Below are 19,684 nucleotides of genomic sequence, written 5' to 3'. Positions count from 1 at the left end.
CTGCCTAATCGCCTTCGGCCACTTCCACCCGATTACGGCCGCCGCGCTTGGCCGCGTACAAGGCCTGATCGGCGCGCGCGAACGTCGCCGCCGCGTCCTCGCCGGGGCGGTGCGTGGCCAGGCCGATGCTGATCGTCAACGGCAAGCCCACCGGCAGGTTCGCGACCGCCTCGCGCACGTATTCGCACTGCAACTGCGCTTGCGCCTGGCCGCACTCGAACATCATCAGGAACTCCTCGCCGCCGTAACGCGCCACCCCGCCGGGCGCGGCCGCATACAGGCGCAGGGCTTCGGCCACCGCAAGCAGGACACGGTCGCCCTCGGGGTGGCCGTGAATGTCGTTGATGGTCTTGAAGTGATCGATGTCGAGCACGGCGACGTGCAAGCTCGCCGGCGCCTGTTGCTGCGTCAGCGCCTGCTGCCGCGCCAGTGCCTGTTCCAGCGCCAGCGCGAACGCGCGACGGTTCGGCAGGCCGGTCAGCGGGTCGGTGCGGGTCAACGCGGTGAGGTCGGCATTGTCGGCTTCGAGTTCGGCCTGGTACTGCAACAGCCGCTGCTCGTACCAGTCGCTCTCCTGCAACTGCCGCGCCAGGGCGTGGCTGACCCGGCGCAATTCCAGCAGGCGCGAGGTCTGGGTCGACAAAGCCTGCAGGGCGAGGTACTGGTGCTGGCGCAACTCGCGCGGCTGGCGGTCGATCACGCACAAGGTGCCCAGCGCCTCGCCGCCCGGCGTCACCAGAGGCGCCCCGGCGTAGAATCGGATGTTGGGGTCGTCGAGCACCAGGGGGCTATCGGCGAAACGCGCATCGTTGTGGGTGTCGGGCACCACCATGGTCCGGTTCGGCTCGAGGATGGCGTGGGCGCAGAACGCCAGTTCGCGCGGCGTCTCGCTCGCGGCCAAGCCGATGCGCGATTTGAACCATTGCCGGTCGGCGTCGACCAGACTGACCAAGGCGGTAGGCACATCGCAGATCGCGGCCGCGATCGCGACCAGATCGTCGAAGTCCTTTTCCGGTGCGGTGTCGAGGATGTCGTAGCTGCGCAACGCCGCCAGGCGGGCGGCTTCGTTGGCGGGTATCTCGGGTTTCTGCACGACTCGGATTCCTGGCGTCGGACTGTCGAACCCCATCCCCTGCCATGGCTTCCGACCTGCGGAGTCTAGCAAGGCCGTGCCGCCACGGAATCCGGTCCGGGTGCGACTCCGGGCGGGCCGCCTTCCCCGGAGCCGTTCCATGCGCAAGTGCGGCAACGCGCCGGACCCCGTTTCGCCGACCGCCGTCACGGCCGTTGCGAGATGGCGTACGTTCCTGTCTGTCGCACTGGCTGCAATGTCGGCCCGCTACAATCGAGACGCCTTGCGGGCGCGCCGGCGGCCCGCGAGCGACCGACTGGAACGGCCGCACCCATCGCCACAGAGAGGGCCACGTGCAAGTGGAAACGAACGATTACGTCGAACTCAAGAGCGAGATTCTCGACGGCATGCGCAGCTACATGGAAGAGCTCAAGGAAGACGGCAGCGACGCGGGTTACACCGCCCGGGACATCGACGACTGCGAACGCATCATCGATCGTTTCCTCGACGCCGTCGCCAGCGCCGCCGGCGATAACGCCCGCGCCAGCGGCGCGGTCAAGGACGCGGTGCTCGCCCTCAACGCCCTCAACACCCGCTGCGGCTACAGCCTGATCGAGACCGACCAGCGCGAGGGCCTGTGCGAACTCATCATCGGAGCCGCCGCGGCCGCCGGCGTCGGCTCGGGCCAGGACGACATCACCGAGGAATGGCGCGAGTGGTGAGTTTCGGCTCACCGCATTGAACGCAATACCGGGCGCGAACCGCAGCGGCATGGCCGCATGGATCGGCGGGTTCTCGCCCGATCGTCGAGGAGTCGCTATACAGCCCGCTGCGATTCCCTGCTCCGAGCGAGTGGCCGGCAACCCTACCGACATGTCTCGGCAACGCATGTGCGGGATTCTTCGCCACGCACCGAACCCAGCGCCAAGGCCAGACCGAAGAACGCCATCCAGGCGATGACGCTCCGCAGCCTACGGCTACGTTGCGTGGTTCCGCGCGCAGTTCTCATGGCTCATCCGTGCAGTCAGCCGTTGCAGCTGAAACCTTCGATGCGGGCGACTTTGCCTGCTTCCCGTCGTCATCTTTCTTCGTATGAAATGTGCTTTGCAAGCGGTGTAGTACAGCAGGACATAGCGGATGACCTTTTTGAACATGAGAGTGCAGATGGCACATCCCTCGCCGTTCGGCGGTCGGGACTCGATCGTTGCCGAGGGCAAGAAAACCGACTCACCGGTCGATGGCTATCGGCCGATGTACGACCAACACAGGGCTTACGCACGAATCCGAGACACAAAAAAAACCGGGCCCGCGAACGGGCCCGGTCTGGATGACGCTTCAGCCTGGGATCGTTACGGCGTGACGGTCAAGGCCACCCGCAAGGCGACCTTCGGCCGCACCGGATCGTCGCTGGCCACGCAGACGTAGCCGACGTGTCCGCCCGGCGCGAGGCCGGCGGTGTTGATGCGCACGCGATTGGCGATCGCGCCGTGCCCCGGCACGGTGCCGAAGGCGCGGGTCGGCGCGCCGATCCACGGTGCGCCGCAAGCGCTCAGGCCCTGGATGTCGTAGGCCAGTCCGGCGAAGCCGGCGCCGGCCAGCCAGGTGCCGACACCGGTTGCGTTCGGCGCGATCGTGCGGAATTGGCTGTCGCCGCTGTTGGAGGCATACCAGACCCAGCGGTTGGCAAAGCTGCTGCGCGCATTGACCACCAGCCAGTAGCGGCCCGGGGCGAGTTCGACGTCCTGCCCGGCGGCGGCCAGGTCCAGCGCGATGTTGGCGCCGTCCAGGGTTACGCCCGCGCCGTTCGGCGCCGCGGTGTAGCTCCACACCGCATTGCCGGCGAGCGGATTGCTGCTCGGGTTGCCGCCGTTGTCGGCGTACACGCTCCAGCTGATGCTGGTCGCGGTGCTCGCCAGGGACGCACCGCTGGACACGAAGCCTTCCGAGAACAGCTTGGACAGGCGGGTGGTGTCGGTCAGGGTGAAGTCGTCGCTGGAGAACTGCGCCGGCAGGCCGCCGGCCGAGGCCGGATCGGTGTAGATCGTGCTGCGGAAGCCGCTGGCGACGCCCTCGCTGCTGGCGCTGACCACGGTGCGCGAAGCCGAACCGGTGTTGTCGACCTGGAACTGCAGCGGCGAGCCGCTGGCGTTGCCGATGCTGAAGTCGGCGAAGCCGCGGCTGCCGGCCTTCAGGCTCAACGACACCTGCTCCGGGCTCAGCGCGATCGCCGGCGGCTGCACTGCGACCGCGATCGGCAGATGAAGCTCGGGCGATGCGCGGGTCAACAGCGGCTTGAGGTCGAGCTGGCCGAAGTGCCAGCTCCCGTCCTTGGCGAAGCCCGTGCTCAACACGATCACGTGCACCGTCGTGCTCTGGCCCGGCGCCGACAGGAACACCGGCGGGAAGGCGATGCCGTCGAGGCCCTTGACCTGGGCCAGCCACAGTTCCGGCTTGCCCTGGGCGTGGCGGAAGGTGCGCTTGAAGGTGCACGAACCGTAGCACTCGCGCTTGGCGAGGCTGGCCAGGTTGAGCTTGGAGACGTCGCCGCCGGTGGCCGGGTCGGCCGCCAGGAAGTTCGCCGTCGTCTCGTTGAGCACCAGTCCCGAACGCAGCGCGCGATCGACCTGGATGCGGCCGGCGCCCTTCGCGAACGCGTCGGCGGGCGTGACTTCGTCCTCTTTGAAGACCTCTTCCTTCGAAGTCATCATCAAGGCCGACTTGATCTCGTGCGAGGTCCAGTCCGGCTTGGCCTGACGCAACAACGCGGCGGCGCCGGCCTGATGCGGCGAGGCCATCGAAGTGCCGCTGAGCAGGCCGACGATGTTCTCGCTTCCGGTCAGGGTGGTGCCGGAAATCACCGCAAGCACGTTGACGCCGGGCGCGGTGACGTCGGGCTTGATCAGATCCAGCCCGTCGGTCGGCCCGCGCGAGCTGAAACCGGCCAGCACGTCGGGCGTGTTCGGAATCGGCGTGGGCGGGAAGTTGATCCCACCGGTCGTGGTATTGCCGTTGCCGGCGGCGAAGTCGCGCAAGGCGTCGCTGTCGGTCTGCGCGGCGAGGAAGGTCGGGATCGTCGTACCCGGCACGCTGGGCGCGGTGACGCCCGGCTGGTTGTTGGCGATCACTACCGCGACCGCGCCCGCGGCCGTGGCGTTGTTGACCTTGACCGTGAAATTGCAGGTGCCGCGACGCACCACCGCGATCGCATTCTGGAACGCGGCCGCCGGGAACGCGGCGCAACCGTCGGCGGCGGTGTCGATGCCGGCGCTGACGCGCACCGGCGTGGTCGGCGGCAACGAAGCGGTGAACGCCGCCCCGGACACGCCTTCGGTCAACTGCACCGCCTGCAATGCCGGCGGCACGGTCCCGGGGCCGGTCACCTGCAGCAGATAGGCGAAAGTGCCGCGGCCGTGTTGAGCCGCCGCGGTCGTCGAGGTCCACGGTTCCTGGTGGCCGAGCGTGTTCGGGCCGGGGCCGCTGTTGCCGGCCGAGGTGGCGATGTAGATGCCGGCATCGGCCGCGTTGAGGAAGGCCAGCGACACCGCCTCGCCCCACGGCGAGGCGCCGCCTCCGATCGAGTAATTGATCACGTCGACGCCGTCGGCGATCGCCTGGTCGACCGCGGCCACCGCCGAGGTGTTCGGGCATTGGCCCTGATTGGTCGCGATGATCGTGTAGCAGATGTCGTAGGCGATGATGTTGGCGTGCGGGGCGACGCCGGAAATGCGGATGTCGCGGCCCTTGAAGTTGGCGGTCCAGGCATTGCCGGCCGCGGTCGACGCGGTATGGCTGCCGTGGCTGTTGGTGTCGCCGAAGCCGGGCTCTTCGCGCAGACCCGGAACGCCGCAGGTGTTGCCGGGCGGCCCGCAGACGAAGTCGTATCCGCCGATCAGCTTGTCGTTGCAGCGACCCTCGTCGACGCCGCCGGGGGCGCAGGTGCCGAGGTAGTTGCCGCTGCCGTTGGGGTTGATGTGCTGATAGCCGGTGTCGTCGATCGCGGCGAACGCCGGGCTGCCGAAGTTGATGCCGGTGTCGAGCACACCGACCACCACGCCTTCGCCGCGGAACGGGGTCGGGCTGGCGTTCCACAAGGCGGGCGCGCCGATCAGCTGCGGACCGACGTCGGTCGCCAGCGGATACTCGCGGTATTCCTCGACCAGTTCGACGCCGGGCAACTTGGCGATGCGCGCAGCTTCGTTCTGGGTCATGCGGGTGACCACGCCGTTGACGGCGTGATGCATGCGGCGCTCGATCGCGAGCGGACGGCCGATCAGGGAACTGATGCCGCGCTCGTGATCGCGCTGTACGGTGTCGAGATGGCGTACGTAGCTGCGCGCTTGCGCGCTGTGCACGTCGATGCGATTGCCGCCGCCCCCGCTCGTGGCCGCGGCGCTGTTCGCGTTCTGCGCGCCGGCCAGGCGCTGCGGCGCGGGCAGGCCCGCGACTTCACCGTGGTAGGTGCTGAGCGGCGCTTCCTTGTACAGCACGATGTAACGGCTGGTCTGGGTTTCCAGGCCGCTATGGATCCGGTTCGGCGCTGGCGCGCCGCCGATCGCGCCGGCATCGGCCGGGCTGTCGTTCGAGAGGCCGCGGATCGCGGCCCCCGCGAGCGCCGCCAGCCCGACCAGGCTGATGGCGACCGTCAATCGGTTCAGTGCAGTTGGCATGAGAGATCTCCTCGTCCGTTCGCGAAGAAACCGCCCCACGTCTGCCCCCTCAGGCATGTCGCGGCTCGAATTCAGGAAGGTAAAGATCGTCGACGACGAACGGCGGCCCCTGCACCGTGCCCGCAGCCCCCAGCGCCCTTCCAAGCGCTGGAACTACCGCAAACGCAACGAGGCGCAGCCTCCCCTCCCAAGCCGGCAGACTGCGGGAGCCCCGAACGTCGCGGCGTGATGAGTACCACAGTTTCGATGCGTCCACAGATGCCGTTTCGGCATGTTGCAGTGCTGAAACCCCAGAGCCCGACGGACTCTCGTCTCGGCGCCGGACGCGAGGCCGTGCGCACGCTGGAGCCTAGCGAACCTGTCGGCTGTCGCGATGACACCGCAAGCGAAGACGGCGCCCCGCGGGGCGCCGTCGTTTTGTTGCATCGCCGCAGATCGCGGCGCTTGTCGCGCGTCGCAGCCAGCGTCGCGGCGACGCGTGCGGCTTCGCCGCAGCCGTCGCCGCTGGCCCGGCTTACCAGCCGAAGCCGACGCCCACGCCCGCCGAGCTTTCCGAGTCGCTGAACGCGCCGCCGACGGTGACCGTCGCGCGGTCGCTGATCGCGCGCTGGTAACCGATCGACAAGGCCTGCTCGCCGCCCTGGAAACCGGCGCCGACGGCAACGCGGTTCTGGGTGCGCAGGCCGGCCGCGCTGGCCGACATCTGCACCATCGCCGAGGTCATCGCGCCGATCTTGTCGATGCGTTCGTCCTGCTTGTTGAAACGCCAGTTCATGTCGTCGCGCAGCTCGTTGATCGCCGCGGTCGGCGCCGCCAGCATCTGGTTCATGCGCGCATCGGTGTAGGTGTTGGCGCTGCGCAGGGTCTGCGCATCGCCGGCGTCGGCGCGCACGTTCGCACTCGCGAGCGTCTGCGCGTCGCCGGCCTGCACCTGGGCGACGTTGGCCGCATCGGTCGGCGCGGTGCCGGCGGCGACGTTGGAAACGCGCGTACCGCCGCCGCCCTGCAGGGTGACCTGGGCCTTCGAGGCATCGTCGTAGGTTACCGACGAAGCCACGCCGGCGCCGACCCGCGTGTAAAGATCGGTCAGCCGGCCGTCGACCGCGGAGAACGCCGCGCCGACGTCGTTGTAGTTGCCGCCTTGAATCACGTAGGTCGGCGGGGTGAAAACGCCGCCGGCGAAGCTGGCGCCGCCACCGAACGCGCCACTGAGGGTGTTGAGCTGCGACAGGTTGACCGCATCGGTGTCCTGGGTGGCGGCGGCGACGTTGACCAACTGGCGCTCGCTGCCGGCCGCGCCGAAGGAGACGGTATTGGCGCGGTCGGCGATGGAGTCGCTGCCGAGCGCGACCGAGCCGACGGCCGACGCCGAGCTGTTGGCGCCCAACGCGGTGGCGTTGTCGACGCTGGCCGAACTGCCGGCACCGTTGGCGGTCGAGAAACGTCCGCCGGCCGTGCTGGCCGAACCGCTCGCGGTGGAAAACTCGCCGGCCGCGGTGGCGCTGTCGCCGATCGCGCTGCTGTTGGCGGCCGATGCGGTCGCGCCGGTGCCCACTGCGGTGCTCTGGTCGCCCGCGGCGGTAGTGCCCGCGCCGATCGCCACCGCGCCGATCGCACTGGCGGTGGCGCCGGCACCGGTAGCCACGGCGAAGTCGCCGTCGGCGCTGGCGCCCTGACCGCATGCGATGGCGCTGCCGCCGTTGGCGGTGGCGCCCCCGGTGGTGGTGCCGCCGAAGCCGTCGTCGAGCACGCAGGGCTCGCCGGCCCAGACGGTTGTGCAGGCCAGCGACAGAGCGGCGGCGAGAAGAGTCTTGTGCGAAATGTTCAAACTGTCCCCCAGTAGGATGTCGTGCGCCGCCGCGGATCCGTGCATCGGCGCGACGGCGGAAAGAGCCATCGACGCGGACCGCGCAGGCGGTCGCGCCGGGTTTCGAAGTGCCGGACCCGTAGCGGGCCCGGCACCCGGAGCGTTACGGCGAGGGCGTGACCGTCAGGGCCACCCGCAGCGCCGCCTTGGGACGCAGCGGATCGTTGCTGGCCACGCAGACATAGCCGGAGTAGTTGCCCGGCGTGAGGCCGGCGGCGCTGATCTGCACTTGCGTGTCGACGTTGGCGCCGACCGCGAGACGGCCGAACGCGCGCGACGGCGCGCCGATCCAGGTAGCGCCGCAGGCGTTGGCGCCCTGCAGCTGATAGGCCATGCCCGGCGCACCCGCCGTCGCCGTCCAGGCACCGCTGCCGTCGGGGTTGATGATCGCGCCGCGGTAGATGCTGTCGCCGCTGGTGGCGTTGAACCAGAACCAGCTGGTCGCCAACGGCGCGCGCACCGACACCACCAGCCAGTAGCGGCCGGCCGGCAGATTGAGGTTCTGGCCGGCGGCGGCGAGGTTGAGGCTGATGCTGGCGAAGCCCGAGGTCGACACGCCGGCGCCGTTCACCGCGGAGGTGTGGCTCCACACCGCCAACTGCGGCGTCGACTCCGGATTGCCTTCGGGGTTGCCGCCGACGTCGCGGAAGATCGACCAGTTGATGTTGGTCGAAGTCGCCAGGGAGCCGCCGTTGACGAAACCGTCGGCGACGATCCGGGTGATGCCGGTCGCATCGCTGAGGGTGAAGTCGTCCGCCGACAGCTGCGCGCGCGCGCCGACCGTGGCCGCGTCGGTGAAACGAGTGGAACGCCGGCCATTGGCGTTGTTCGGCAACTGCGCCACCAGCGTGCGTCCACCGCTGCCGGTGTTGTCGATCTGCCAATCCAGGTTGGAACCGCCGATGTTACCGAGGCGGAAGGTCACGTTGCCGCTGCTGCCCTGAGCCAGGGTCAGCGCGGTCGACGGCGTGGCGTCCAGGCGCGGCGGCTGCACCGCGACCGCGATCGGCAGGCGCAACAGCGGCTGGCTGGTGTCGCCGCCGGACGGCGTGAGCACCAGCTTGCCGAAGTTGAAGTTGCCGTTGGGCGCCAGCGAGCTGGTGCTGACGGTGATCTTGACCGTCTTGCTCTCGCCCGGGTTGAGCGTGAATAGCGACGGCGAGACCAGCGCGCTCAAGCCCTGCACCTTGCCGGTCCAGGTCTGCCGGGTCGACAGCACGTTGCGGAAGGTGCGGGTGAACGAGCACGAACCGGCGCAGCTGAACTTGGCCATGCTGGCCAGGTTCAACGCCGAGACCTCGCCGCCGGCGGCCGGATTGGCCGCACGGTAGTTGGCGGTGGTCTCATTGAGCACCAGGCCGGCACGGATCGCCTGGTCCAGCTGCAGGCGGCCGGCGCCCATCGCGTGCGCATCGGCCTGAGTGACGCCGTCCTCCTTCAGCACTTCCTGCTTGGCGGTCATCATCAGCGCCGACTTGACCTCGGCCACGGTCCAGTTCGGACGCGCCTGACGCACCAGCGCCGCGGCGCCGGCATGGTGCGGCGAAGCCATCGAGGTGCCGCTGATCAGGCCGACCGAGTTCTCGCTGCCGCTGATCGACGTGCCGGCGGTGACGGCCAGGATGTCGACGCCCGGCGCGGTGATTTCGGGCTTGATCACGTCCAGGCTGCCGGCCGGGCCGCGCGAGCTGAAATCGGCGAGCTGGTCGGGCGTGTTGTTGACGATCACCGACGGGTACGGAATGGCGCCGACGCTGGTGTTGGCGTTGGCGTTGGCGAAATCGCGCAGCAGATTGCTGTCGGCCTGGCTGGCGACGAAGGCCGGAACGGTCGCTCCGGTCACCGTCGGAGTCAGCCCCGTGGCTTGGTTGTTGGCGATGATCACCGCCACCGCACCCGCAGCCGCGGCGTTGGCGACCTTGTCGGTGAAGTTGCAGGTGCCGCGACGTACCACCGCGACCGAGTTCTGGAATGTATTGGCCGGGAACGCGGCGCAGCCGTCGTTGGCGGTGTCGATGCCGGCGCTGACCCGCACCGGCGTGTTGGCCGGAATGGCAACGGCGAACGGCGTGCCGCCGCTGCCCTCGGTCAGTTCGATCGCCTGCAGGTCGTCGGGCACGCTGCCCGGGCCGGACACCGACAGCACCCATGCGAAGGTGCCGCGCCCGTGCTGCGATGCGGCGGTGGTGGCGACCCAGGGCTCCAGATGGCCGGAGCTGTACGACCCCGGACCGTCGTTGCCCGCAGCCGCGGCGACGTAGATGCCGGCATCGGTGGCGTTGAGGAACGACAGCGAGGTCGCTTCGCTCCACGGATTGGAACCGCCGCCGATGGAGTAGTTGATGACGTCGACCACGCCGTCGGCGATGGCCTGGTCGATCGAGCGCACCGTGGCGGTGTTCGGGCACAAGCCGCGGCCGGTGGAGATCTGGGTGTAGCAGGCGTCGTAAGCGATGATGTTGGCGCGCGGCGCGACACCGGAAATACGGATGTTGTGGCCGCGGTAACTCGCGGTCCAGGCGTTGCCGGCCGCGGTGGAGGCGACGTGGCTGCCGTGGCTGTTGGTGTCGCCGAAGCCGGGCTCTTCGCGGATGTCGGCCACGCCGCACTGGTTGCCCGGCGCGTTGCAGACGAAGTCGTAGCCGCCGATCAGCTTGTCGTTGCAGCGCCCTTCGTCGACGCCGCCGGGCGCACAACTGCCCAGATAGGTGCCGGCACCGAGCGGGTTGACGTGCTGGTAGCCGCTGTCGTCGATCGCGGCGAAGGCCGGGCTGCCGAAGTTGATGCCCGAGTCGATGATGCCGACCACCATGCCCTCGCCACGGAACCCGGTCGGAGCGGCGTTCCACAGCGCCGGCGCGCCGATCAGCGCAGGGCCGACGTCGGTGGCCTGCTCGTATTCCTTGTACGGCTCGACGAAGCGCACTTCGTCCAGTTGGGCGAGGCGATCGGCCTCGCGCGGGGTGAGCTGGGCGACCATGCCGTTGAGGGCGTGTCGCATGCGGAAGTCGATGCGCGGGCTGCGGCCGAGCAAACCGCGGATGCGCTGCTCGTGCTGGGCCTGGACATCGCCCAGATGCTGTACGTAGCTGCGCGCCGCTGCGCTTTGTACGTCGATGCGTCCATTGCCGGCGATCGTGCTCGGCAGGCGCTTGGGCGCCGGCAGACCGCGCAGTTCGCCCTTGTAGCTGCCCAACGGCGCTTCGCGGTAAACCACGATGTAGCGCTGATAGCCTTCCAGCGCTGCCTCGCTGGGCAGCGACGGCGGTGGTGCGCCGCCGATCGGCCCGCTCGGGCCGGCATCGCGGCCGGACATCAGCGCGCTAGCCCCCGCGACGGCGGCGACCGCGGCGATCGCCGCTGCAATGGAAGTCCTCTTCATCACTTTCCGCATTCCCCTAGCCCCTCTTTGCTGACGCATGCGCTAAGCGCAACGCCTGACCAACACGGCCGGCATTGCGCACTCGTGTAGGGGGAAGGCGGATCTATCGCGGCGCCGGCATGGACACGGCCCAGGTGCTGCGTTGCTCCTTCCCCCTGAAGTCACAACGCAGGCGGATTGGCATCCCCCCACCCGTGTCACACTTTATTTGGTTGCGGGACAACTTTGCCAGTGTTGGCGAAACCGGCCAAGCAATGGCCGCCGAAGCCCTTGCTTTCTGGCTTCTGACCGGGTACGGGTCCGCGCCCGGCGCAACGGCCTGCGTGGGCCATCCAGTACATCGCCACGATCCGCAGGCGACGCTGATGCGAGCGGCGCGGGGGCTCCACAGGCCCGGCCGAGGGGACGGTCGAGCGCCTGGCGACCCAACGCTGCACCGATAGCGTTGCGGCTAGGGCGTGGCGGTCAAGGCGACGCGCAAGGCCGCCTTGGGTAGCGAGGCATCGTTGCTTGCCATGCAAACGCAGCCCACGTGACTGCTCGCAACCAGGCCGGCGGTGTCGAGCTGCACCTGCGTATCGACGGCTCCGCTGCTGGGGATGCGGCCGAATGCGCGGCTCGGCGCGTCGATCCCGCGTGGCGAGCGGCCGCGCGCCAGACGCCGATCCCGTCGCAGGCGACGAAAAACGTGCGCAATACGTCGTCGCCAGCGAATCGGACCAGACGGAAGATCGATCAATCCAGGTTGGTCGCGTTCTCCAGTCTGCCGCCGCCGGTCGTGCAGCCATCGACGACGATCCGTGCGATGCCGGTCGGGCTGTCGAGAACGAAATCGTCGGCCGATGTCGGGAATCGGGCCGGAGCGGGACGCTCAGGCCGGCACGGCGACATGGCGCGGCGTCCGGCTCAGGCGCGCTTGGGCCTCCACGGCCGCAACTGCGCGCCGCGGTAGACGATCAGGTAAACCGCGACCACCCAGGCGGTGGCGACCGCCCAGCCGGCGAGGATGTCGGAGGGAAAATGCACGCCGAGATAAAGACGCGAGAAACCGACCAGGGGCACGAAGACGCCCATGACCGCCAGCACCGGCCAGCGCCAGCGGGTGTTCCAGCTCAGCAGGATCAGGGTCGCCGCGAGAGTCATCGAGCCCATCGCATGGCCGCTGGGAAAACTGTAGTTGTGCTCGGGCGCGATCGACTCCCACAGCGACGGCCGCTCGCGGGCGAAGAACTGCTTGGCGGCGATGTTGAGCAGGGCCGAGCCGCCGAGGGCGAGCGCGGCGAAGCTGCCTTCGCGGAAGCGCCGGCGCGCGATCAGCGCGACGACCAGGGCGATGTCGAACGGCACCACACCGTGGAGGTAGCCGATCCGGGAAATCAATACGAAGAACTTGTCGTAGCCCTCGCGCGCCAGGCCGTGGGCGTACTCGAGAACCGGCACGTCGAAAACGATCGCCTCTCGCTCGTGGATCTCGTCGGCCAGCTCGGCGAAGCCCCACAGGGGCGTCAGCAGGCCGATGAAGACCAACAGCAGCAGCCAGCCATGGCGGCGCAGCAGGGCGGCGCCGAAGCGCGCTTCCTGCTGCAGGGTGCCGTCGCCCGGGCGGGGGGCGACGGCGGGGGCGTCAGACGCCTGCGGAGCGGGCGCCATAGTTGCGCTCGACGTAATGATCGATCAAGGCGACGAACTCCGTGGCGATGTTCTCGCCGCGCAGGGTCACGGTCTTCTGGCCGTCCTCGAACACCGGCGCCGACGGCGCCTCGCCGGTGCCCGGCAGGGAGATGCCGATGTTGGCGTGGCGCGACTCGCCCGGGCCGTTGACGATGCAACCCATCACCGCGAGGGTGAGGTTCTCCGCGCCCGGATGGGTGATCTTCCATTCCGGCATCTTGGCGCGCACGTGTTCCTGCACCTTTTGCGCCAGCTCCTGAAAGAAGGTACTGGTCGTCCGGCCGCACCCCGGGCAGGCGGTCACCATCGGGGTGAACGCGCGCAGGCCCATGGTCTGCAGCAGTTCCTGGGCGACGATGACTTCGTTGCTGCGGGCCTGGCCCGGCTCCGGGGTCAGCGAAATGCGGATGGTGTCGCCGATGCCTTCCTGCAGCAGCACGCCGAGCGCGGCGCTGGAGGCGACGATGCCCTTGCTGCCGATGCCGGCCTCGGTCAGTCCCAGGTGTAGGGCATGGTTGCTGCGGTTGGCCAGTTCGCGATACACCGCGATCAATTCCTGCACGCCGCTGACCTTGGCGCTGAGGACGATGCGTTCGGCCGGCAGACCGAGTTCGACCGCGCGCGCGGCCGAGTCCAGCGCCGAGCGGATCAGGGCCTCGCGCAGCACGCGGCCCGCGTCCCAGGGTTCGGCGCGCTCGTGGTTTTCGTCCATCAGCTTGGCCGCCAGGGCCTGGTCGAGCGAGCCCCAATTGGCGCCGATGCGTACCGGCTTGCCGTGCTTGATCGCCAGTTCGATCAAGGTGGCGAACTGGCTGTCTTTCTTCTTGCCGAAACCGACGTTGCCGGGATTGATGCGGTACTTGGCCAGGGCCTCGGCGCAGGCCGGCTCGGCGGTCATCAGCTGATGGCCGTTGTAGTGGAAGTCGCCGATGATCGGCACTTCGATCCCCATCATCGCCAGCTTGTCGACGATGCGGGGCACCGCCGCGGCCGCCTCGGCGGTGTTGACGGTCACCCGCACCATTTCCGAGCCCGCGCGCCACAGCTCGGCGACCTGCTTGGTGGTCGAGGCGACGTCGGCGGTGTCGGTGTTGGTCATCGACTGCACCACCACCGGGGCGCCGCCGCCGACTTCGACGCCGCCGACCTTGACCGTACGGGTCAGGCGGCGCGGGAGGGGGCCAAAACCGGGATGAGCGCAGGGCAGGACGAGGTCTGAATTCATGCCCTCCATTGTAGCGCCGAGGGCCGGGCTTACGTGTCGCGCAGGTGAAGCGCGGAACGATGAACGGCCCGGCATGCGGCTCCAAGCCGCGCCTCGGCGCCAAGACCGGGGCCGTCCACCGCGATACTATCGGCGCTTGCGATGGTCGGCGCTCCTGCGGGGCCGCGCCCTCGCCCCTCGCCTGCCAACCGTGTCTCCTGCCCGCCTCATGCCCCCCAGCGACCCCGATCACGTCCTCACCCCGAGCCAGCTCAATACGCTGGCGCGCAACCTGCTCGAGGACACCTTTCCGCTGATCTGGGTCGAAGGCGAACTCGGCAATCTGTCGCGACCCTCGTCCGGGCATCTGTACATGACCCTGAAGGACGCGCGCGCCCAGGTCCGCTGCGCGATGTTCAAGCCCAAGAGCAGTTGGCTGAAATTCGTCCCGCGAGAAGGCTTGCGGGTGTTGGCGCGCGGCCGGTTGACCCTGTACGAGGCGCGCGGCGACTACCAGTTGGTGCTCGATCACATGGAAGAGGCCGGCGAAGGGGCGCTGCGGCGCGCTTTCGAGGAGCTCAAGGCGCGGCTCGGCGCCGAAGGCCTGTTCGACAGCGAACGCAAGCGCGAGCTGCCGCGTTTCCCCACCCGCATCGCGGTGATTACCTCGCCGAGCGGCGCCGCGGTGCGCGACGTGCTCAGCGTGCTGGCGCGGCGCTTCCCGCTGGTCGAGGCCGAGGTGTTGCCGGTGCCGGTGCAGGGCGACGCTGCGGCGGCGCAGATCGTCTCCATGCTGCAACGGGCCCTGGCCTCGCAGCGCTACGACGTGATCGTGCTGGCCCGCGGCGGCGGCTCGCTGGAGGACCTGTGGGCCTTCAACGACGAACGCCTGGCGCGCGCGATCGCCGCCTCCGACGTGCCGATCGTCTCGGCGATCGGCCACGAGACCGATTTCAGCCTCGCCGACTTCGCCGCCGACGTGCGCGCGCCGACGCCCTCGGTCGCCGCCGAGCTGCTGGTGCCGCAACGCGAGGATCTGCTGCACCGCCTGCGCGTGCTGGAAGCGCGTTTGCGCAACCTGCAGCTGCAGCGCCTGCGCCAGGCGATGCAACGCGCCGACCGCGCCGGCCTGCGCCTGAACGCATTGCGCCCGCAAGCGCGATTGGCGGTCCTGCGCGGTCGCCAGCAGGATGCGCTGCGCCGCCTGCGACAGGCCTGGCGCCGCCAACTCGAACGCGAGCGCGCGCGCCTGCGCCATGCCGAGGCGGTGCTGCGCGCGCATCAGCCGCAGCGGCGCATCGCCCGATTGCGCGAGCGCCTGAACGCCCTCGCCCATCGGCCGCAGGCCGCGATCGCCCGGCGCCTGCGCAGCGACGCCCTGCGCCTGCGCGGCCTGGCCCGCTCGCTGGAAGCCTGCAGCCCGCTGGCCACCGTAGCCCGCGGCTACGCCATCGTCCAACACGAAGACGGCCGCGTCGTCCGCAGCGTGCTCGACGCCGCTCCGGGCGACCGCCTGAACGCGCGGGTCAGCGACGGGCAATTGCGCCTGGTCGTGGAAGCACCGACGAGCGGCGACGGCGAGCGCGGGTAGCGACGGCGCCTGCGCCTGCGCCTGCGCCTGCGCCTGCGCAACGATTCTCGGCCTGCGTGCGGATCTTGGCGTCCTGACGGATGGCGGTCGCGGCTCGCGCCGCTCCTACCCTGTGGAGCCACCGCATCGGTTTGTTGCGCGAACCTGCCCCTGTAGGAGCGAGGTGAGTCGCGACCACAGAACGCGCAGAAGCCATGAGGCCGTCGACATTCGTAGAAGCGCGTGCCTTCGCCAGGGTAGGAGCGGCGCAAGCCGCGACCGCGCTGTTGCGGTCTTGCGAAGTCTCGATCAGAAAGATGCAGATCAAGATCAAACCCAAAGCTTCCGCCACTAAAGCGGCGGGTTACTTTCTTTGTCTAAAGCAACAAAAGATAGGCAACCAAAGAAAATGCTTTGTCTTGAATCACAGGCCAGCACGAGCGGTGCTTGCGCAGGCATTTTTCATACGGGACAGCTTTGTCCCGATGTGAAACGGCCCGCATCCCTGCGGGCTGCCCTCCGGGTATTCGATTGCCTTCGCTAGGGCGAAGCTGCGCACCGCAACAGCGACAGCAAAGGCAATGGCAGCGACGCGGCAACGGCAACGGCAACGGCAGTACGGTCGACTAACGATGTCCTCTCCAACCGACGCCGGCTACGAACCGCCGCGGTCGCGGCTCGGGCCGCTCCTGCCCTTGCGAAGGTCACGGCGTCGGTCACTGCTGACGGCGGTGCGAGGGCTATGCGCCTCTGGGTCGCGGCTCACGCCGCTCCTACAGGGGATTGGTGAAATCAGGCTGGCGCACCGGTGCCGCTGCTCCCCGATCCGCCACGCGATGCACTGTTCCGCCCACGCGCCCCCGTCGTCGCCCGCCGCTAACGCCATTTGCGCCACCATCGCAGGGCTCGGGCCCCGCCGCCCGATACGGAGCTCCGCATGACCAAGGCGTCCGATCTGTTCGTCGCCGCGCTCGAAGCCGAAGGCGTCGAATACGTGTTCGGCATCCCCGGCGAGGAAAATCTCGACCTGCTCGAATCGCTGCGCACCTCGACCATTCAGCTGGTCCTGACCCGCCATGAGCAGGCCGCCGGCTTCATGGCCGCGACCTACGGCCGGCTCACCGGCAAGGCCGGGGTTTGCCTGTCCACCCTGGGGCCGGGCGCGACCAACCTGGTCACGGCCGCTGCCTACGCCCAGCTCGGCGCCATGCCGATGCTGATGATCACCGGCCAGAAGCCGATCAAGACCAGCAAGCAGGGGCATTTCCAGATCGTCGACGTAGTCGACACGATGCGCCCGCTGACCAAGTACACCCGCCAGATCGTCGCCGCCGACAGCATCCCGGCGCGGGTGCGCGAAGCCTTCCGCCGCGCCGAAGAGGAACGCCCGGGCGCGGTACACCTGGAGCTGCCGCAGGACATCGCCGGCGATCCGACCCAGGCGCGGCTGATACCGGCTTCGTTCTCGCGCCGTCCGGTAGCCGAGGACAAGGCCATCGAACGCGCCGCCGAGGCCATCTCCCAGGCCCGCCATCCGATCCTGATGATCGGCGCCGGCGCCAACCGCAAGACCACCGCCAAGACCCTGCACGCTTTCGTCGCACAGCTCGGCATCCCCTACTTCACCACCCAGATGGGCAAGGGCGTGCTCGACGAGAACGGCCCGCTGTGGCTCGGCAACGCCGCGCTGTCGGACCACGACTTCGTCCATCGCGCCATCGACGCCGCCGACTGCATCGTCAACATCGGCCACGACGTCATCGAGAAGCCGCCGTTCTTCATGCGCGAAGGCCGGCGCACGGTGATCCACGTCAACTACGCCAGCGCCGAGGTCGATGCGGTGTACTTCCCGCAGATCGAAGTGGTCGGCGACATCGCCCACTCGGTCTGGCGCCTGTCGGAAGCGCTACGGCCGCAGGCGCATTGGGACTTCTCGTTCTTCGACCGTGTGCGCAGCGTGCTGTCGGCGCAACTGCTCGAACGCAGCGACGACGACCGCTTCCCGCTGGCGCCGCAGCGCCTGGTCGCGGAACTGCGCGCGGCCTTGTCGCCGCGCGACGTGGTCTGCCTCGACAACGGCCTGTACAAGCTGTGGTTCGCGCGCAATTACCGCTGCGCCGAGCCCAACACCTTATTGCTCGACAACGCTTTGGCGACGATGGGCGCTGGCCTGCCGTCGGCGATCGCCGCGCGCATCGTCTGCCCGGACCGCAAGGTCGTCGCGGTCTGCGGCGACGGCGGTTTCATGATGAATTCGCAGGAGCTCGAAACCGCGGTACGGCTGGGGCTGGACATCACCGTGCTGGTGCTGCGCGACGACGCCTACGGCATGATCAAGTGGAAGCAGGCCCACGAACGCTATCCGAGCTACGGCATGGACCTCGGCAACCCCGACTTCGTCGCCTACGCCCGCAGTTACGGCGCGCGCGGCCATCGTCCCGAATCCAGCGATGCGTTCGGTCCGCTGTTGCGGCAGGCTCTCGACACACCGGGCATCGACCTGATCGAAGTGCCGATCGATTACCGCGACGACGACCGTATCCTCAACGAAGACATTCCTCGCCTCGCCGCCGCCGTGCAGTGACCCGGCGCAACCACCCGACACGAACCAGGAGCACGCCATGGCCCGATCGCCTAAACCGTCCGAGCGCGGCGGAGCCGCCAAGCCCGCCAAGCCGGGCAAGGGGCTCAAGCCCAGCTATCCCTACTACCTGGCCAACCGCCCGGTCGCAGCCAATACCGCGCTCGAAGTCCTCGACAAGTACAGCGGCAAGCGCGCGACCCGGGTCGCGATGGCCGACGCGGTGGCGGTGCGCAAGGCGATCGTCGCCGCGCACAAGGCGCGCGAAGCGATGGCCGAGTTCACCCCGGACCGCCGCCGCGACGTGCTCGAGCACTGCGTACGCCGCTTCGGCGAGCGCTTCGATGAACTCGCGCTGGCGCTGTGCATCGAGGCCGGCAAACCGATCGGCGACGCCCGCGGCGAGGTCACCCGCCTGATCGACACCTTCCGCATCGCCGCCGGCGAGGCCACCCGCGGCGGCGGCGAGCTCATCGAGCTGCAGATCTCCCAACGCACCCGCGGCTATCGCGGCATGGTCAAGCGCGTTCCGATCGGGCCGTGCAGCTTCATCACCCCGTTCAACTTCCCCCTCAACCTGGTCGCGCACAAAGTCGCCCCGGCGATCGCCGCCGGCTGTCCCTTCGTGCTCAAGCCGGCGATCAAGACTCCGGTCGGCGCGCTGATCATCGCCGAGGTGTTGGCCGAGACCGACCTGCCCGAAGGCGCGTTCTCGGTGCTGTGCTGTTCGAACGAGGACGCATCGCTGCTGGTCGAGGACGAGCGCATCAAGCTGCTGAGCTTCACCGGGGGCCTGATCGGTTGGGACCTCAAGGCGCGTTCTGGCAAGAAGAAGGTCACCCTCGAACTCGGCGGCAACGCCGCGTGCATCGTCGACGCCGACCCGGGCGCGAGCCTGGATCACGTGGTCGAGCGGCTGGTGTTCGGCGCGTATTACCAGAGCGGCCAGAGCTGCATCAGCGTGCAGCGCATCTACGCGCATGCCGACATCTACGACAAGCTGCGCAAGAAGCTCAAGTCCGCGATCGCCGCCTTGCGCATGGGCGACCCGCGCGACGAGGCGACGTTCATCGGCCCGGTCGTCGACGTCGATGCCGCCAAGCGCATCGAGTCCTGGATCGACGCGGCGGTCAAGGGCGGCGCCAAGCGCATCGTCGCCGGAGCGCGCGACGGCAACATGCTCCCGGCCACTCTGCTGGAAAAGGTGCCGCGCGATTCCGACCTGTACCGCAAGGAGGTGTTCGGGCCGGTCGCCTTGATCGAACCCTTCGACGATTTCGACAAGGTCCTGGCGACCGTCAACGACAGCGACTTCGGCCTGCAGGCCGGGGTGTTCACCGGCCGCCTCGACCATGCGATGAGGGCCTGGGACCGGCTCGACGTCGGCGGCGTCATCGTCGGCGACGTGCCGAGCTTCCGCGTCGACAACATGCCCTATGGCGGCGTCAAGGATTCCGGCCTCGGCCGCGAAGGCGTGCGCTATGCGATCGAGGACATGAGCGAGCAGCGGCTGTTGGTGATCCGCGATCCAACCGAAGCGATGTGACCCCGACCTCTCTGAAACCCAGGCCCCTCCCGCCTAGCGGCCGGGGCCGGCTCAAGCGCCCGACAACGCCCGAACCTCGCGTTAGGGCCGAGCCGGGTCGAGGGCGGGCACCGTCCTCCCCCGA

General features: G+C 68.9%; 11 protein-coding genes. 5 read left to right on the top strand and 6 right to left on the bottom strand.

The features are described 5' to 3' along the window. Positions 1-4 precede the first annotated feature (4 nt). The gene (locus tag AC6CH2_RS18630) at positions 5-1,129 is read right to left on the bottom strand and encodes a GGDEF domain-containing protein (protein WP_498270489.1); all 1,125 of its coding nucleotides are present in this window, start codon (positions 1,127-1,129) and stop codon (positions 5-7) included. A gap of 296 nt (positions 1,130-1,425) precedes the next feature. Between AC6CH2_RS18630 and AC6CH2_RS18625 the strand changes: the two genes are divergently transcribed. After that, entirely contained in the window at positions 1,426-1,794 is a 369-nt protein-coding gene (locus tag AC6CH2_RS18625) for a hypothetical protein (protein WP_498270488.1), read from the top strand. 627 nt (positions 1,795-2,421) lie between these two features. On the opposite strand, the gene AC6CH2_RS18620 is transcribed toward AC6CH2_RS18625, so the two are convergent. The 5 genes from AC6CH2_RS18620 to ispG form a co-directional block, all read right to left on the bottom strand. Beyond that, a complete protein-coding gene (locus AC6CH2_RS18620) occupies positions 2,422-5,739 on the bottom strand; it encodes a S8 family serine peptidase (RefSeq protein ID WP_498270487.1) in 3,318 nt (1,105 codons plus the stop codon). 514 nt (positions 5,740-6,253) lie between these two features. Then, positions 6,254-7,567 (bottom strand): YadA-like family protein, encoded by a 1,314-nt coding sequence (locus AC6CH2_RS18615; protein ID WP_498270486.1) that lies wholly within the window; start codon positions 7,565-7,567, stop codon positions 6,254-6,256. Positions 7,568-7,709: 142 nt separating this feature from the next. Beyond that, positions 7,710-11,000 carry a S8 family serine peptidase gene (locus AC6CH2_RS18610; RefSeq protein ID WP_498270485.1) on the bottom strand — a complete coding sequence of 1,097 codons (3,291 nt, stop codon included), beginning with the start codon at positions 10,998-11,000 and terminating at the stop codon, positions 7,710-7,712. A gap of 894 nt (positions 11,001-11,894) precedes the next feature. Next, positions 11,895-12,638 carry a phosphatase PAP2 family protein gene (locus AC6CH2_RS18605; protein WP_498270484.1) on the bottom strand — a complete coding sequence of 248 codons (744 nt, stop codon included), beginning with the start codon at positions 12,636-12,638 and terminating at the stop codon, positions 11,895-11,897. Next, entirely contained in the window at positions 12,613-13,884 is a 1,272-nt protein-coding gene (gene ispG / locus AC6CH2_RS18600; protein ID WP_498270483.1) for a flavodoxin-dependent (E)-4-hydroxy-3-methylbut-2-enyl-diphosphate synthase, read from the bottom strand. The genes AC6CH2_RS18605 and ispG overlap by 26 nt, the downstream gene beginning before the upstream one ends. Before the next feature lie 208 nt (positions 13,885-14,092). Between ispG and xseA the strand changes: the two genes are divergently transcribed. The 4 genes from xseA to AC6CH2_RS18580 all read left to right on the top strand — a co-directional run bounded on the left by xseA (position 14,093) and on the right by AC6CH2_RS18580 (position 19,560). Next, positions 14,093-15,454: an exodeoxyribonuclease VII large subunit gene (xseA, locus tag AC6CH2_RS18595; RefSeq protein ID WP_498270482.1), complete on the top strand. Its 1,362-nt coding sequence runs from the start codon at positions 14,093-14,095 to the stop codon at positions 15,452-15,454. Between the two features lie 296 nt (positions 15,455-15,750). Next, positions 15,751-15,924 (top strand): hypothetical protein, encoded by a 174-nt coding sequence (locus AC6CH2_RS18590; protein ID WP_498270481.1) that lies wholly within the window; start codon positions 15,751-15,753, stop codon positions 15,922-15,924. A 446-nt stretch (positions 15,925-16,370) separates the two neighbouring features. Further along, complete coding sequence (locus tag AC6CH2_RS18585; RefSeq protein WP_498270480.1) at positions 16,371-18,017, top strand: acetolactate synthase large subunit; 1,647 nt, start codon at positions 16,371-16,373, stop codon at positions 18,015-18,017. Positions 18,018-18,054: 37 nt separating this feature from the next. Next, positions 18,055-19,560 carry an aldehyde dehydrogenase family protein gene (locus tag AC6CH2_RS18580; RefSeq protein ID WP_498270479.1) on the top strand — a complete coding sequence of 502 codons (1,506 nt, stop codon included), beginning with the start codon at positions 18,055-18,057 and terminating at the stop codon, positions 19,558-19,560. The last annotated feature ends 124 nt before the right edge of the window (positions 19,561-19,684 follow it).

Source organism: Lysobacter sp. GQ73, assembly GCF_059758755.1.
Note: the sequence above shows the minus strand (reverse complement) of the source record. Positions and strands in the feature narration are given on the sequence as shown.